Genomic DNA, 16,113 nt, shown 5'->3' on the forward strand with positions numbered 1-16,113 from the left:
TGCACATCACAAGCGGAAGGATCGCCGTGCTGACGCAGGTGGCGGAGGGTGTGCTGGCCCATCAGAGCGAACTGCTCCAGAACAACACCGTTGTCGTGCTCGGCCGGGCGGGTGTGCTGCTCATCGACCCGGGCATCACCAGCGGCGAGATGCGCTGCCTTGCCGATGACCTGCGTGAACTCGGCCATCCCGTGGTCGCGGGCTTCGCTACGCACCCCGACTGGGATCACGTGCTCTGGCACGCCGACCTCGGCGAGGCGCCCCGGTTCGGCACCGCCCGCTGCGCCGCGGTCCTGGCGGACCTGCTGGCGAAGCCGGACTGGCGGGCCCGTGCCGCCGAAGGCCTGCCGCCGGAGATCGCCGACGAGACCCCGCTGGACGGCTACGGCCTCATCACCGGCCTGCCCGCCGACGCCGCGCTGATCCCCTGGGACGGTCCGGCTGTCCGGATCATCGAGCACCCGGCGCACTCCCCGGGCCACGCGGCGCTGCTCATCGAGGACCGCGGCGTCCTCGTGGCCGGCGACATGCTGTCCGACGTCTTCCCCCCGATGCTCGACGAGTTCACCGCCACCAACGACCCGATCGAGGAGTACCTGGCCGGTCTGCGGCTGCTGGAGGGCGTGGTCGGCGGAGTTGCCGCGGTCGTCCCCGGTCACGGCTCCGTCGGTCGGGGTGCGGAGATCCGCGCGCGGATCGAGCAGGACCGCGCCTACCTGCACGCGCTGCGCGAGGGCCAGGTCCCCGACGACCCGCGCATCGGCCCGGAGGCCAAGCCCGGATGGGAGTGGGTGAGCGAGATCCACGTCGGCCAGGCGCAGAGCCTCGCCGGGTGGCGGGAGCGCGAGCGGGAAGCCGAGTAGCCGCGCGGGCCGTGGCTGCCCGCCGCCGGGCGCGGCGACCGGTCGGCCGCCGCGCCCGGACCGGTCAGACCGGGATCATTCCCGAGTGCAGCAGCAGGTTCGCCGTGTTCGCGGGCACGTTGGCCACGATCCCCGGCGTCGCGTTGGCCGTCAGCGCCGTCGCGGTGGCGTAGGCGCTGTCGCCCGGGAACTTGTGCCGCCACAGCGCGGCCACCCCGGTGGCGTGCGCGGTCGCCGTGACACCGCTGATGGTGGAGTAGGCGGTATCCGAGGTGCCCCAGGCGGAGTAGATGTTCACCCCGGGCGCGAACAGGTCGATGCACGGCCCGTAGTTGGAGAACGAGGCCCGGGTGTCGTTCGCGTCCGACACCGCGACCGTGGTGCCCGCGGTCGCGCTGCCGGGGGAGGTGGTGCACGCGTCGCCGTTCGAGCTGCCCGCGGGCAGCGAGTAGTGCACGTTGGCGTTGGTGGAGGCGGTGATCGCGTCGTTGAGCGCCTGGTTGAACGTGCCGCCCAGGCTCATCATCACCACCGAGCGCCTGCCGCTGGCCTGGGTGTCCTGGGTGATCCAGTTGATCCCGGCGAGGATGGCCGAGTACGTGCCGCTGCCCTGGCAGTTGAGCACCCGCACCGACACCAGCTTCACGTCCTTGGCCACGCCCACGGTCTGCCCGCCGACGGTGCCCGCCATGTGCGTGCCGTGCCCGTTGCAGTCCGACCCCGGCGGCGTGACGCCCCCGACCGCGTCGTAGCCGGGCACCGCGGCCCCGTTGAACTCCTGGTGGGTGTAGCGGATTCCGGTGCCGACGATGTAGGCCCGCACGTTCGACCCGGTGTTGGCGTAGTAGTACCGCGCGTCCAGCGGCCGGGACCGCTGGTCGAGCCGGTCCAGCCCCCACGACGGCGGATCGGGCTGCACGCCGAGCGCCTGCGCGCCCACCGGGGCGGGCGCGGGCCTGGCCACGTCCGCGATCTCCACCCGCAGATCCTGCGCGATGTAGGCCACCCGGGGATCTCCGGCGATCCGCCGCGCCCCCGCCGCGTCGGTCCGCACGGCGTACCCGGACAGGGCGTGCTCGTAGCTGAAGGTGATCTTCGCGCCGCGCACGACCTCCGTCCGTGCCGACGCGGGACCGGCGTCCTTCTTGAGCACCACGATGTAGCTGCCCGCGATGGCGTCCGGATGCCCGCCGTACAACACCGTTCCGGCCGCCTGAGCAGGCGCGACCACGATGCCCGATACCGCCAACGCCGCTATGAGTCCGATTCTCAAACGCTCCTCCAACCGCAGGGTCGGCGCGCGGGTGTCACCCTGCGCCGATGTCGGGGAACCTTCCGAGTTCAACAAAGCACGCCGACGGGACCGGCGACAGGTCCGATCAGCGGATCGCGGTGCCGCCGCGACCGCCGGTCCGTCCACAGCGGAACGACCCGGGCCAGGAGCCAGATTCTCACTCGAACGGCGTAGTACCATCGGCTGTTTCTCGCCTGAACGGCCCATTCCCCGACCATCGGCGGGTTGTCGCGGTCCGCTGACCGTATGAAGGATCGTCCCCGATCATGAAAACAGCCTTCGGGGAGGCAACACATGCTCAGCAAACGTCGTTGGACCACGACAGGGGCGGGCGCCGCGGCCGCCGTCCTGGTGCTGGTCACCGGGTGGCAGGCCAGCGCGGCTGACGAACGCACACCGGAACGCGGGCTCTACCAGGTCCGCGGCGCCGACACCGCCGCCGCGCGCACCGACGTCGACCGCGCGGGCGTCGACGTGCTGGGTGTCCGCGACGGCGGCATGGAGGTCGTGGCGAGTCCCGAGCAGGCCGCCGGTCTGCGGGGGCAGGGGCTCACGCTGACGCTGCAAGGCGACTGGGACGCCCTGCTCGCCGCGCGCGGCGGTGGTCTCTCGCGGACCGCCGCGGCCGACTTCCCGGCCGGGGACGAGGGCTACCACACCTACGCCGAGATGGTGGCGGCGCTGCGGGAGACCGCGTCGGCGCACCCGGAGATCGCCGCGGTGTCCAGCATCGGCAGCAGCCACGAGGGCCGCGACATCCCGATCATCAAGATCAGCGACAACGTCGCCTCCGATGAGGACGAACCGGAAGTGCTGTTCACCTGCAACATGCACGCCCGTGAGCACCTGACCACCGAGATGTGCCTGCGCATCGTGGAGCGCTTCACCGCGGGCTACGGCTCGGACGCGGGCGTCACGGCCGCCGTCGACGCCAAGGAGATCTGGGTCGTCCCGTCGCAGAACCCCGACGGCGCCGAGTTCGACATCGCGGGCGGGGAGTACGCGGGCTGGCGCAAGAACCGCCAGCCCAACTCCGACGGCTCGGTCGGCACCGACACCAACCGCAACTTCGACTACAAGTGGGGCTGCTGCGGCGGTTCTTCGACCTCGCCGTCGTCGGAGACCTACCGCGGCCCGTCGGCGGCCTCGGCGCCCGAGGTGCGGGCGGTGCAGGACTTCGTCGGCTCGCGCGTGGTGGGCGGCACCCAGCAGATCAAGGGCCACATCGACTTCCACACCTTCTCCGAGCTGGTGCTGTGGCCCTTCGGCCACACCTACGACACCGTCACCGACGGCATGACCGCCGAGGAGTACGCCCGCTTCGAGTCCGTCGGCGAGGAGATGGCCGCCTCCAACGGCTACACCGGCCAGCAGTCCTCGGCCCTGTACGTCACCGACGGCAGCATCAGCGACTGGATGTGGGGCGAGCACAAGATCCTCTCCTACTGCTTCGAGATGTACCCCGCCGGCGGCGGCATCGACGGCTTCTACCCCCCGGACGAGCAGATCGTCCCGCAGACCACCCGCAACGACGGCGCGGTCGACATCCTCATCGCCAACGCGACCTGACCCGCCCGCGGACGGCGGCCCCACACTCCCGGGCCGCCGTCCGCCTCTCCGGGTCGACCAGGCAAGGGCGGTCGACGCCGGGGCGGTAGGGTGCGGTGGACATGGCCCTCACCGCTTCACGCACCGTCGACGACGCCTTCTACGACGGATTGAGCATCCGCACCGACGACACCGAAGGCGTGGTCGAGGTCTCCGGGCCGCGGATTCCCACGGTCACCATCCGACGGTCCCCGGACGCGGCGGTGGACCGCTTCGTGCCCATCGGCACCAGGCAGGCCGGTGAGCTGGTCATGACCGTCGCCGGTGTCGCCGCCGACCTCCGCCCAGGCAAGGGAAAGCTGACCAGGGCCTCATACGGCGTCGACCTGGTGGTGGCGGGGACGCGCTACCGGTTCGCGCCGAACTCGGTGGCGACGAGTCGGTTGGTTCGGGCGGGCAGGAAGGTCTTCGAGCTGTCGATGGGGGATGAGGACGGCGACTTCCTCGTGCAGTGGCTGATCAATCGCGATGACACCGAAGGGGCTGACGCCGCCATCGGGTACGCGCTGTCGGTGGCCTTTCGGACCGGTGCCATGGGCCTGTTCACGCTGCTGCTGAACGGCGCGGACATGGCGGGACCGGGCTGACCCCGGTCTCGCCATGTCCGCAGCGGCTCAGCGCTGGTCGGACTCCTCCACCTCGGGGAGCAGGTGTGGCCACAGCCGCCGGTCGAGGGTGAGGTGGAGCAGTTGGCGTTCGAGCATGCGCGCCTCGACGCTGGGCACGACGCCACCCCACAGGGGGGCGATGCCTGCCCCGTCGGCCGCGGCGACGACCAGGGCCAGCACGTGGTCGGGCAGGCCGTCGGCGCGCAGGTCCTCGGTCCAGCGGCGGGTGTCGTCGCGGGCGAGGTCGGCGACTTCGGGGAAGCTGTGGAGCCGGGCCACGAGAGCCACGGCCTCGCGGAGCGCGGCCTCCTCGTGCGCTGAGGCCAGGCAGGCCCGGACGTAACCCCGGGTGAGCCTGCCCGGGGCGGTGTCGGCGGGGTCGGCGGCGGCGGCCACCTGGGCCCGGAACGCCTCCAGCATGTCCTGGGCCAAGGCCCGGACCAGGTCGTCCTTGGTGGCGAAGTGGTAGAGCAGCCCGCCCTTGGACACCGCGGCCACGCGGGCTATCTCGTCCAGGCTGGCGGCCATGCCGCGGTCGCGGATCACGGTGGCGGCCGCGTCGAGCAGTGCCCGGCGGGTCTCCTCCGGTGTGCGTCCTGACTTGCGTGCCACGCTCACTTCCCCTCTGCCGCGGTCGCCGTGTTCCTACCGGAGGGGATGGTGCGCCAGGCGACCAGGGCCGCCACGGCGGTGACGACGGCCGCGATGACGGAGGCGGTCTGCATGGCGGAGGTGAACGCCTCGCGCACGGCCGCGGCGAGGTCGGAGGCGGGGTCGAGCGAGGTCAGCGCCGCGGCGGCCGAGTCCTCGACCAGCGGGCGCGCGGTCTCCGGGACGTCCAGGCCCGATCGGTACGCCAGGGTCACGACGGAGCCGAGCACCGCGATGCCGAGGGCGACGCCGAGTTCGTAGGCGGTCTCGGCGATGGCCGAAGCGGCACCCGCCCGCCGTGGGGGAACGGCGGAGACGACGGCGTCCACGGTGAGCGTCATCGCCAGGCCGACGCCCAGACCGACGGGCACGAGCGCCAGGGCGAGCCACAGGTAGTTCTGGGCCTCCTCGGCGGGGACGATCAGCAGGAGTCCGACCGAGGCGACGGCCAGTCCGACGGCCACGGCGCGTCCGGTGCCCAGGCGGGCCGCTGCCACGCCGACCAGGCCGATGACCACGATCGCGGCGATCGTCGTCGGCATCTCGGCCAGCCCGGCGACCAGCGGGCTGAAGCCGCGCACGAGCTGCAGGTACTGGGAGAAGAAGAACAGCAGGCCGGTCAGGGCGAAGATCGCGATGAAGTTCGCCAGCACCGCGCCGGTGAACGCGCGGTTGCCGAACAGGCCGACGTCGATCAGCGGGGTCTCGGCGCGGCGCTGGCGCCGCACGAACAGCGCGCCCGCGCTCAGCCCGACCATGGCCGAACCGAGCGTCCAGACGTCCAGGCCCGCGCTGACGGCGTGCTTGACCGCGTAGACCAGCGGGGTGATCGCGGCCAGCGACAGCGCGGCGGAGAGCGGGTCGAACCGGCCGGGGGACGGGTCGCGGGACTCGGGCAGCAGCAGCGTGCCCGCGATGAGGAAGACGACCACGATGGGCACGTTGACCAGGAACACCGAGCCCCACCAGAAGTGCTCCAGCAGGCCGCCGCCGACCAGCGGTCCGAGCGCCAGGCCACCGCCGGAGCCCGCCGACCAGATCGCGATGGCCCGCCTGCGCTCGGTCGGGTCCGGGAACAGGTCCCGGATGAGCGACAGCGTCGACGGCATGATCGTCGCACCGGCCACGCCGAGCAGCAGGCGGGCTCCGATGAGCATCTCCGGGCTGGTGGAGAAGGCCGCCACCAGCGAGGCCGCCCCGAACGCCGCTGTGCCCACGAGCAGCACCTTCTTGCGGCCGACCCGGTCGGCGAGCGTGCCGGTGGTGACCAGGAGCCCGGCCAGGGCCAGCGAGTAGACGTCACCGATCCACAGGATCTCGGTCGCGGTGGGGGCCAGGTCCCGCGAGAGCGAGGGCACGGCCAGGTAGAGCACCGTGCCGTCGATGGCCAGCAGGAGCACCGACCCCACCAGCACCGCGAGGGCGGCCCACCGCCGCCGGGCGCCGAGCGTCGCCGCCGAGTTCGTCGTCATGCATTTACTGTACCGTCTGGACGGTACAGTAAGCCGGGCAGGTGTGACCGGGTCGTCGGAATCGGGCAGGCGGGTCAGACTCGGACGACGGGCCTCGACGACCGTCCGACGGCGAGCAGCAGTCGGACGTAGAGCGAGCGGCGGGCGGGCGAGTACGGCGCTCCGGTGGTCTCGCAGGCCCGGTCGAGGGACTCCTCCAGCAGTGCGTCGTGCAGCGGGCGGAAGACCAGCGGCCAGCTCAGCCGCGCCAGTCCGGTGACGGTCATGGCGATGCGGTGGCGCAGGTGCGGCCCGTCGGCGGTGAACTCGTGGAAGCCGTGGAAGCCGCGCGGGCCGGTGAAGCGGAAGCGGGCGCGCCGCCCGGGCTCGTACTCCGCCACGGTGTAGCGGATCGGGCCGTGCCCGCCCGCGGCGCCGACGCCGAGCGGGCCGTCCAGGCGCATCGGCGGCCACGGGCCACCGGGCCACAGGCGGTCGTCCGGGCCGGACAGTGTGTCGATCAAGGCGCCCGCGCCGTCGCCGACGGTGCGGGCGTGCACGTTGAGGACCATGGCAACTCCCTGGAGAGTACTCTCTAGTTCGGTAGAGCGTAGTCTCCAGTTCGTGCCGAACCCTGTCAAGCACACCCGCGACGCGATGCTGGACGCCGCCCGCGCGCTGATCACCGGCGGTGGCCCGGCCGCGGTGTCCGCGCGCGCCGTGGCCGCCGCGCTCGGCGCGCCCAGCGGGTCGATCTACCACCGCTTCCCCCGCCGCGACGATCTCGTCGCCGCCGCCTGGCTGCGCGCCCAGGACCGCTTCCTCGACGCCTACCTCGCCGCCGCTGAGCGCGGCCCGGTCGCCGCCGCGACGAGCGTGCCGACCTGGAGCGTCGAGCATCCCGCCGACGCCGCCCTGCTCCTGCGCCACGCGCTCGCCGACCTCCTGCGCGGCGACGTCTCGCCCGCCCTCACCGAGCACGCCGAGGCCAACAACGCCAGAGCCGAAGCCGCCGTCCGCCGCCTCGCCGACGAGGCGGGAATTCCGGTGCGCGACATGGTGCTCGCCGTGGTCGACCTCCCCTATGCCGTGACCCGCAGGCTCCTGCGCGCAGGCGTCCCAGTCCAGTCCGATGTGGACAGTCTGGCCCGCGCCGTGGGCAGGCTGGTCGGCCCGGCGTGAGAACGCCCGGTCAGGAGTTGTTGCGCGCGCTGACCGTCAGGGTCTTGGAGACGCCCTTGGCGTCCTTCGGCCAGACCGTGTAGGTGTGCGTGGTCTCGCCACTGCCGCCGTTGCACGGGAAGGACAGCTCCAGCTGCCCCGTCGCCGGGTAGTCGCCGCCGTAGGAGGCGTACACGCCGGGGTTGTCCACCGAGATGGCCGCCCCCTCGGCACCACTGACCTTCCAGGCGACGACCACGCCGCTGCCGGGGGAGGAGAACGGCGCGTCCGGCGTCCCCACCACCGGGCACGTCGGCTTGCTGACCACGGTGAAGCTCTCGATCCGCGGCCCGGCGGGCACGTGCGGTCTGGCGGTCGTCGTGGTCGCGGGAGCGCGCTTGGCGGTGGACTCGGCCACCTCGGTCACCTGGGTCACCCCGCCTTCGGCCGAGCCATGTCCGGTCGAGGCCGCCGCCGCGGTCGTGCTCGCGGGCACGGTCACGGTGACCGTGCTGACACTGGTCGGCGCGGCCCGCCCCTGCCCGCTCTCCAGGGCGCCGCACCCGGCGGCGCCCACCACCGCCAGGAGGATGCCCGCGGCCACCCCGACCGACTTGCGCGCTCCCATGATGTCCATGCCCTGCCACCGTTCCCTGGTGCCTCTGTCCTGTCAGGCCTAGAGACGCCCATCCCCGGCGCTGGTTGGCTGCCGTGGGATGCGCACGAGATGGCGGCCGGACAGGTGAGCGGTGGACATCCCGCCTGCCGGGTCGGACGTCAGGAGCCGTCCGGGCCGAGGGTGAGGGCGTAGTCGCTGAGGTCGGTGCGGTTGGTGCGGTTGGTCTTGGTGATCAGGGCGGCCACGTGCTTCTCCACCGTGCGGTGGGAGATGTGCAGGCGGGCGGCGATGGTCTTGTTGCTGTGGCGGTGGGCGAGCAGTTCGAGGACCTCGAACTCGCGGGTCGTGACGCCCAGGACGCGCAGTTCGCGGGGGACCTTGTCGATGCCCGCGCGGCGGGCGGGCAGGACGACGCCCATGGTGCGCAGGGTGGCGCGGCAGGCGCTGGCTATCGGGACGGCGGAGTGGGCGTGGAAGTAGGTCTCCGCGGCGCGCAGCCAGGTCTGGGGGGCGCCCCAGCCGTCGGCGGCGGCGTGCTCGGCGACCAGGCGCAGGCCGAGGTGGTGGGCCATGGGGAAAGGAGACGCGGTGGTGCTTGCCCTGGCCATGGCCGCGTCGGCCAGGCCGGTGTCGCCGTCGCGGCCGTGCAGGACGGCTTCGGCGAACTCCACGAACTGGTGGTTCCAGCGCAGCCGGGCGGCGGCGTTCGCCCTCCTGGCGCGGAACTCGGGCCAGCCCGCGCGGCCGGACAGGACGTCGAGGAGCAGGGCGAGGCCGTGGCGGCCGGTGAGCTGGAAGGTGCTCGGGTTGGTGCGCTCGGCCTCGGCGAGCGCGGCCAGTTCGCGCTCGGCCAGGGGGCGGTCCTCCTCCAGCAGGGCGCAGAACGCGCGGGCCAGACCGAGCGACAGCGCCCGGCTCGGCGACGGTGCGCCGTCGTGGTGGGCGAACTCGGCGAGCGCGTCCTCCATCTCCTGCCTGCGGCCCCGGTGCGCGGCCAGCACCGCCTTCGTCATCAGCGTGTAGCGGATCATGGAGCCGATCTGGAGCCTGCGCACCGCGTCCGCGCACTCGGCCAGTACCCGCTCCGCGGTGTCGAACTCGCCGGTCAGCACCGCGTCGAGGGCCAGCATCGCCTCGATGTTGTAGGCGACGACGATCGCGCCCGCGGCCAGCGCCTCGCCGTGGACCCGGCGCAGCGCCGTCGCGGCGCCGTCGGCGACCCAGTCGTCCACGGCCAGCCGGACGGCGGCGTAGATGCGCGGGATCACCAGGCCGTGCCGCTCGGCGATGTCGCCCGCGCGCCGGAAGCAGTCCGCCGCGGCGTCGCGGCCGCGGTCCCTGGCCAGCACGCCGAGCAGGTCCCAGCCCTGGCACGCCACCGACGGCAGGCCGACCCGCTCCGCGGTCTCCACCGCCCGCCGCGCAAGCTGCTCGGCTTGCAGCAGGCGGTGCTCTCCAGGGGCCTCCAGGGCCAGTCCGGCGGCGACGATGTCGACCTGCGCCGCCGCCTGCGCGTCGGTGCCGACCAGCGCCCTGGCCTTGTCGATCTGCTCGGTTCCCGCCTGCCACCGGCCGGAGAGCTGGGCGAGGGTGGCCAGGCGCACGTGCAGCAGCGCCCTGGTGGTCCGGTCGACCACGTTCGCCCGGGTGGCCAGTCCGTCGGCGAGCCTGCGGGCCCGCTCGAACTCGCCGGCCTCGGCGACCGCGGGCAGCAGCGACACCAGCACCCTGGCGTGGGCCTCGCGCGCGTCGTGCGCGACCAGCAGGGCGGTCGCCCGCTCCAGCAGGTCGACCGCGGAGCCCGGCGCGCCGACGGCGAAGGCGCGCTCGCCCGCCTCGGCGAACAGCTCGCCCGCGCGCACCGACTCGCCGGCGCGCTCGCGCAGCACCGCGACGAGCACGCACCAGCGGCCCGGCAGCCCGGGGTTCAGCCGCTCGATGGCGTCGGCGGCGCTCCTGGACAGGTCCGCCTGTTCGGCGGGCGTCATCTGGGCCAGCAGGGCCTCCGCGGTGAGCGGGTGGCGGAAGGCGTACCAGTCGGGGGCGGGCTCGTCGGCCACGACCAGCTGGGCGCCGACGCTGGCGCGCAGATAGCGCAGCAGGCCGCGGTCGCCGACACCGGTCATGGCCTGGACCACCGACAGCGGGAACCGGTTCCCCAGCACCGCGGCGGCCGAGAGCACCGAGCGGCCCTCCTCGCCCAGGCTCTCGGCGCGCTGGGCCACGTTCCACACCACCGACTCCGGGACGCTGGAGCGGGCCTCGCCGGTGAGCCGCCACTGGCCGTCCTCCCGCACCAGGAGTCCACTGTCGACCATGCTGTGCAGGATCTCTTCGGCGTAGTAGGGGTTCCCCGCGCTGTCGGCGTGGACGCGGTCCACGACCTCGGCGGGGGCCTGACCCGCGCCGACGTCGAGGAACGCCGCGACGAGGGCGGCGACGTCCTGCTGGCCGAGGCGGCCCAGCCGCAGGACGCGGTTGTCGCCGCGGCGCGCGGCGGCCATCGCCAGCTCCAGCGCGGGCCCCGGGCCGGTGCGCGCCGTGCCGAGCACCACGACCGGCTGCCTGTCGATGTTGTCGGCCAGGTACTCCACGATGGCCAGGGTCTCCCGGTCGGCCTCGTGCAGGTCCTCCAGCACCAACAGGCAGCCGCGGTCCTGGCCGACGGCGGCGAGCAGCCGCAGCACCGCCTCGGCGAGCAGCAGCACCGAACCGCCCGGGGGCGCGTCGCCGTCGCGGCCCCAGTCCGGCATCAGCGTCCCCAGCACCGCACGATACGGACCAAGATCACTCGAAAGGGTGAACCCAGTGCGGATCAACGCCAACAGGGCTTCGCTGATCGGGCGGTACGGCACGCTCGGGCCGAGTGTGCTGCCGCGTCCCCGCAACGTCACCAGGCCGCTCTCCGCCGCCGCCGCTTCGCCGAACTGCGCCAGTCGGGTCTTGCCGATCCCGGCTTCCCCCAACAGGAACACCGCGTTCCCCCGACGGGCCGCCCCGGCGCGGAACGACCGGCGCAACGCCGCCGCCTCGGCCTGACGGCCTATCAGGGACGGCGTCCGCTCGTACATGCCGCCAATCTATCCGCACGGTGCGGACGCCGTTGGCAGGACGGCGGTGTCCGGCACTATGTGAGATCAGAGCACTCCCGGCGTGCTGTGCGAGGTCGACAGAACCGTCGGCATGACGGTGGCGGCCAAGACCAAGCCCATCATCAAGTGCGTTCTCACGCCGAGACCGCGCGGTCTGGACAGCTCCATCGCGCCGATCGGGTCGTCGGCCGGAGCGTCGTGCTCGGGCTGACGGTCATCGGCGTAATCGCTGCTCATTGTTGTCCCTCTCGGTGTTGTCTCGAACGAGTTCCGGCGGTTGCCGGCGTTCGGGTCCATTGCCCAGCAACAGCACCGACGGCACGGCGTGCGCGAAACCCGCGCGCAGAAGGCCGAACCCGATGCCCGACAGCCCGGTCAGCAGCCCGGGGGACACGATCGCCCCCGGGGTGCCGCAGACCGGGCCGTTGCTCTCCAGGGCGCCGAGCAGTCTGCCCGCCACCCGCTCGCGGTCGGCGGCGGCCGACCTGTCACCCAGACAGGCCAGCGCCTCCAGCCTGCCCGCTTCCCCGTGACACAAGCTCATGTCCGCGCGCGGGGGCAGCTCGGAGAGCACCTTGGCCCACTGCGCGCGGGCGCGCGCGTCCGCGGCGACGAACCCGGCGAGCCCCGCGCACCAGCCCGGGTCGGCCGGGTCGTCGGGGCCGGTGTCGTCGAGCAGCGCGCGCCCGGCCGCCGTTGCCCCCGCCGCCGCCAGCGCCCAGCCGACACCCGCGCGGCCCCGGGCGAACCCCGGCGCGCGGACCCGCCCGCCCGCCGCCTCGGCGCGCTCGGCGAGCAGGGTGACGACCACCTCGGCCTCGCCGACGCCGTAGTCGCGGCGCAGGGTCGCGGCGGCGGCGAGGCCACCCGCCGCGCCGGTCGCCACCGACAGGTCCTCGGCGTCCAGCGCCCGCGCGCGTTCGGCCGCGGCAACCAGCGCCGCGCAGCGGACGGCGATGTCGTGCAGCGCCGGGTCGGCCAGCAGGACGCCCACCCTGGCCGCGGCGTAGGCGATCCCGCCCAGCCCGTGGAACCCGCAGCCGACCATGCCCGCCGCGTCCGTGTCGGCCTCCAAGGCGCCGAGAAGCCGGGGGAGCGGGGCGAGCGCTGCGGCGGCGAGGTCGGCGTAGCGGGCGGCGCCGGTCAGCCCGGCCACCTCGGCCAGGAACAGGGCGACGCCGGTGTACCCGTCGCCGACGCCCGCCCCCAGCGGGCCCAGCGACCAGTACCGCTCGTCCATCAGCTCGACGCCGAGCCAGTTGGCCCGGCCGTGCCCGTGCAGGGCGCGGGCGACGAGTTCGTCGGCCAGGTCGCACACCGCGGCCAGCAGCCGCGCGGGCGCCGGGGCGACGGCGTCGAAGTCCGTGCCGCTCGGCGCGCCGCGGTGGCGCGCCTCCTCAGCCCGGGTGGCCATCGCCGCGGTGATCAGCCACTCCTGGTCGTGGCGGTCCATCTCGTCCATCGCGGCGGTTTTGGCCAGCACACCGGCCAGCGGCGTCACCGCCAGCGCGTCCGGCACCCGGCCCCCGCCGGGGGAGCAGAGATCGCGGCTGCCCGCGCGGGCGGTGAACAGCGGGATGTCGCCGTCGTGCAGCTGCGCGACCTCGTGCTCGGCCAGTCGCGCGCGCACCGGGTCGCCGTCGGCCTCGCGGTGCAGCAGCCCCAGTGCCCGGTCCCGGTCGGACCACGAGCGCAGGGCGTCGGGGTGGGTGGTCTCCACCGCCAGGGTGACGTACACCTGGGTCGGGCGCGCCACGACGCGGATGGCGTCCGCGTCCGCACCCCGCAGCGGGCCGCTGTCCAACGCGTCGCGGTGCGCGGTCACCGCCTGGTAGGCCTCGCGGAACCCGGCCAGCAGCGCGGGAACGTGCTGCTCGGGCGCGGCGGCCCGGCCGCCGACCTTCGGGCGGTTGTCGGCGCCCGCCACCGGGAGCGGGTCGCGGACCATGCGCATGCGGTCGGTGCCCGCGTGCGCCCAGCTGCCGCCGCTGCGCGGGTAGAGCGCGCCGGCGTCGCCGCCGAGCCCGGAGAGGTCGACCACGCCGTTCTCGCCGACGACGAGCTGCGGCAGCAGGGCGGTGCGGCACACCGAGGCGGCCAGCGCGTCGGCCGCGGGGTCGCCGCCGGTGACGGTGGCGGGCGGGATCGTCGGGTGGAACAGGGTTTCCACGTCGACCAGCACCGGGTGCTCGCCCTGGGCGATGAGGTTCTCGAAGTGCATGTCCGCGCCGTCGAGGGCGTAGAGCACCGCGAGGATGGCGCCTTGGCGGCGGTAGAAGCGGTCCACCCCCTGCTGGTCGGCGCAGTCGCGGGCGGCGATGTGCTCCACCCACCCGTATCCGGGCCGGGCCAGGCAGCGCGCGGTGCGCAGGTCCAGGCCCGAGGTGCGGTCGTTGAGCCAGGCGACGACGCGCTCGTAGCGCAGGTGCAGGTCCAGCGGGCGCGGCTTGTAGACCACCAGCGCGCCGCCGGCGAAGCGCAGCAGCGCCACCGTCCGCCCGGCGTCGTGCGGGTCGCCGCCGAGGGAGTCGACCGCGACCAGCTCGCCGGGGTCGGCGCCGAGCAGGTCGGCGACGAGGCTGGGCCGGTCCTCGGCGAAGCGGCGCAGCAACTCCGCGGTCGCCGCCACCGCGTTCAGCGCCGCGACCCCGAGCAGCCTGCCCAGCACCGGGTACCGGGCGGCGATCCGCCGCATACTCCCGTGCGCGGCGACCTGCGCGACGAAGTCGGTGAAGCGGTCCCGCGACGACGCGCCGCGCAGCGTTCCCGCCGCCGACGCCGCGGCCATGTCGCTGACCAGCGCTCGGGCGGCGATACCCGCCAGGCGGGCGGTGAGCGTGCGGGTCCAGGCCCCGATCACCGGGGCGAGGTCGACCCGCGCGCCGGCGACCGCGGCCGCGGCGGCGTCGGTCAGCAACCCCGCCGCGGCGGCGGACACCGGCGCGAGCACAGGGGCGAAGCAGTCGGCCGGGCCCAGGCTCCCGCCGCCGGCCGGGTTGAGGTCCCCACCGTCGACCGCGCCGACCCCACCGTCGATTCCGTCGATGAAGCGCGCCCACCGGGGCGCGGGGGCGGTGTCGTCGGCTCCGGGGGACACGGCCGCACGCCACCACTGCTGTGGTCCAGTCACGCCAACCTCCTCCTGTCCCTCCGGTGCCAGCGATGCTGCCGGCCGGGAGGGTGGGGGCGGATGGGTGGCGACTACCCGCTTCGGTGCGCGGACATGGGTAGTCCATGGGTAGTGCGCACCCCCGGTCCGGCCCGTGCGGCGGAGCGGCGCGGCCCGGGTGCCGGGATGACCTGCGCCGATCCAAGTTGGGTGCGCTGCGCCCATGTTTCCGACACGGATGGGTGACACGGTTCCGGCAGGCGGTCCCGTCACCCATGCGGAGGAAGTCCATGACTGAACGAGGTTCGGCAGCACCGCTGCCCGACGACGTGCTGGACCTGGTGTGCGTGGGGTTCGGCCCCGCCAACATCGCGCTCGCCGTCGCCTTCGACGAGCTGTGGCCCACGTCCCGGGTCCTCTTCCTGGAGCGGGAGGCGGGCCCGTGCTGGCAGCCGGGGATGCTGCTGTCGGGCTCGGACATCCAGAACAACCCGGCGCGCGACCTCGTCACCCCGCGCAACCCGCGCAGCCGCTACTCCTTCGTCAACTACCTGCACGAGAACGGCCGCCTCTTCAAGCACCTGAACGTGCCCGCCCACCACCCGCTGCGCAAGGAGTTCGCCAAGTACGTGCAGTGGGTGGCCGAGGAGGTCCCCGCCGACGTGCGCTACGGCCAGGAGGTGACCAGCGTCGGGTCCGTCGACGGCGGCGACCGCAGGCTGGTGGCCGTGCGCACCGCCGACGGCCGGGTCGTGCACGCCAGGGGAGCGGTGATCGCGCCGGGGCGCACCCCGAACGTGCCCGCCGCCTTCGCGGGCCTCGACCCGAGGAAGGTCTTCCACACCAACCACTACCTGCCCGGCATCGCCGACCTGGACGCCTCCTACGCCGGCACCATCGCCGTCGTCGGCGGCAGCCAGAGCGCCATCGAGGTCGTGCTGGACCTCATGGACCGGTTCCCGGCGGCGCGCGTCACCAACGTCATGTCCGGCTACGGGTACCGGCTCAAGGACACCAGCCCGTTCTCCGAGGAGGTCTACTTCCCGGAGTTCGTCACCTACTACTACGGCGCGTCCCCCGACGGCAAGCAGCTGTTGCGGGAGCAGCTGCGCCCGACCAACTACTCCTCGGCCGACCGCGACGTCATCGATGCGCTGTACCTGCGCCTCTACGAGGACGACCTGGACGGCGTCGACCGGATCGCGTTGCGCACCAACCGGGTCATCGAGCACGTCGCCGAGCTCGACGGCCGGGTGCAGATGGCGACCGTCGAGCGGGTGACCGGCGCCCGCGAGCTGATCCCGGCGGACCGGGTCGTGCTGGCCACCGGCTTCCGCGACCTGGGCGGCGGGGAGCGCGCCGAGTCGCTGCCCCCGCTGCTGGCCGACCTGCTGCCGGTGCTCAGCGTCGACCCCGAAGCCGGGCTGCGCGTCGGGCTCGACTACCGCGTCGCCACCGACGACCCGCACGCGCCGCCGATCTTCCTCAACGGGCTGTGCGAGTCCAGCCACGGCCTCGGCGACGCGGGCTCCTTCAGCCTGCTCGCCCTGCGCGCCAAGGCGATCCTGCAGAGCGCCCGGCGCGCCCTGACGGCCGAGGCCGCCACCGGCCACGGCGACCTGCTCCCGGCCTCCACCCACTGACGGATCGAGGAACG

General features: G+C 73.9%; 13 protein-coding genes. 5 read left to right on the top strand and 8 right to left on the bottom strand.

From position 1 onward, the window contains the following. Positions 1 to 26 precede the first annotated feature (26 nt). Positions 27 to 863 (top strand): MBL fold metallo-hydrolase, encoded by an 837-nt coding sequence (locus ACFPM7_RS05465; RefSeq protein ID WP_378244469.1) that lies wholly within the window; start codon positions 27 to 29, stop codon positions 861 to 863. Positions 864 to 927: 64 nt separating this feature from the next. Here the strand turns inward: ACFPM7_RS05465 and ACFPM7_RS05470 are convergent, their stop codons facing one another. After that, entirely contained in the window at positions 928 to 2,136 is a 1,209-nt protein-coding gene (locus tag ACFPM7_RS05470) for a S8 family peptidase (RefSeq protein WP_378244471.1), read from the bottom strand. A gap of 315 nt (positions 2,137 to 2,451) precedes the next feature. Between ACFPM7_RS05470 and ACFPM7_RS05475 the strand changes: the two genes are divergently transcribed. Both ACFPM7_RS05475 and ACFPM7_RS05480 read left to right on the top strand, forming a co-directional pair. Then, on the top strand, positions 2,452 to 3,726 hold the full coding sequence (locus ACFPM7_RS05475) for a M14 family metallopeptidase (RefSeq protein WP_378244473.1): 1,275 nt from the start codon (positions 2,452 to 2,454) through the stop codon (positions 3,724 to 3,726). Between the two features lie 101 nt (positions 3,727 to 3,827). Next, positions 3,828 to 4,352: a hypothetical protein gene (locus ACFPM7_RS05480; protein WP_378244475.1), complete on the top strand. Its 525-nt coding sequence runs from the start codon at positions 3,828 to 3,830 to the stop codon at positions 4,350 to 4,352. A 27-nt stretch (positions 4,353 to 4,379) separates the two neighbouring features. Here the strand turns inward: ACFPM7_RS05480 and ACFPM7_RS05485 are convergent, their stop codons facing one another. The 3 genes from ACFPM7_RS05485 to ACFPM7_RS05495 all read right to left on the bottom strand — a co-directional run bounded on the left by ACFPM7_RS05485 (position 4,380) and on the right by ACFPM7_RS05495 (position 7,047). Further along, on the bottom strand, positions 4,380 to 4,985 hold the full coding sequence (locus ACFPM7_RS05485) for a TetR/AcrR family transcriptional regulator (RefSeq protein WP_378244477.1): 606 nt from the start codon (positions 4,983 to 4,985) through the stop codon (positions 4,380 to 4,382). 2 nt (positions 4,986 to 4,987) lie between these two features. Next, entirely contained in the window at positions 4,988 to 6,496 is a 1,509-nt protein-coding gene (locus tag ACFPM7_RS05490) for an MFS transporter (protein ID WP_378244479.1), read from the bottom strand. A gap of 74 nt (positions 6,497 to 6,570) precedes the next feature. After that, positions 6,571 to 7,047, bottom strand: a complete 477-nt coding sequence (locus ACFPM7_RS05495; RefSeq protein ID WP_378244481.1) for an SRPBCC family protein — start codon at positions 7,045 to 7,047, stop codon at positions 6,571 to 6,573. Positions 7,048 to 7,099: 52 nt separating this feature from the next. Between ACFPM7_RS05495 and ACFPM7_RS05500 the strand changes: the two genes are divergently transcribed. After that, a complete protein-coding gene (locus ACFPM7_RS05500) occupies positions 7,100 to 7,657 on the top strand; it encodes a TetR family transcriptional regulator (protein WP_378244483.1) in 558 nt (185 codons plus the stop codon). Between the two features lie 10 nt (positions 7,658 to 7,667). On the opposite strand, the gene ACFPM7_RS05505 is transcribed toward ACFPM7_RS05500, so the two are convergent. From ACFPM7_RS05505 to ACFPM7_RS05520, 4 genes are all read right to left on the bottom strand, one after another. Continuing rightward, a complete protein-coding gene (locus ACFPM7_RS05505; RefSeq protein ID WP_378244485.1) occupies positions 7,668 to 8,273 on the bottom strand; it encodes a hypothetical protein in 606 nt (201 codons plus the stop codon). 140 nt (positions 8,274 to 8,413) lie between these two features. Next, positions 8,414 to 11,326 carry an AAA family ATPase gene (locus ACFPM7_RS05510; protein WP_378244487.1) on the bottom strand — a complete coding sequence of 971 codons (2,913 nt, stop codon included), beginning with the start codon at positions 11,324 to 11,326 and terminating at the stop codon, positions 8,414 to 8,416. A gap of 66 nt (positions 11,327 to 11,392) precedes the next feature. Further along, on the bottom strand, positions 11,393 to 11,584 hold the full coding sequence (locus ACFPM7_RS05515; RefSeq protein WP_378244489.1) for a hypothetical protein: 192 nt from the start codon (positions 11,582 to 11,584) through the stop codon (positions 11,393 to 11,395). Then, entirely contained in the window at positions 11,562 to 14,477 is a 2,916-nt protein-coding gene (locus ACFPM7_RS05520; protein ID WP_378244491.1) for a type 2 lanthipeptide synthetase LanM family protein, read from the bottom strand. The genes ACFPM7_RS05515 and ACFPM7_RS05520 overlap by 23 nt, the downstream gene beginning before the upstream one ends. A gap of 269 nt (positions 14,478 to 14,746) precedes the next feature. On the opposite strand from ACFPM7_RS05520, the gene ACFPM7_RS05525 reads away from it, so the two are divergent. Next, a complete protein-coding gene (locus ACFPM7_RS05525) occupies positions 14,747 to 16,099 on the top strand; it encodes a SidA/IucD/PvdA family monooxygenase (RefSeq protein ID WP_378244493.1) in 1,353 nt (450 codons plus the stop codon). Positions 16,100 to 16,113: the final 14 nt, after the last annotated feature.

The organism is Actinokineospora guangxiensis (assembly GCF_042657845.1).
Lineage (GTDB): Bacteria > Actinomycetota > Actinomycetes > Mycobacteriales > Pseudonocardiaceae > Actinokineospora > Actinokineospora guangxiensis.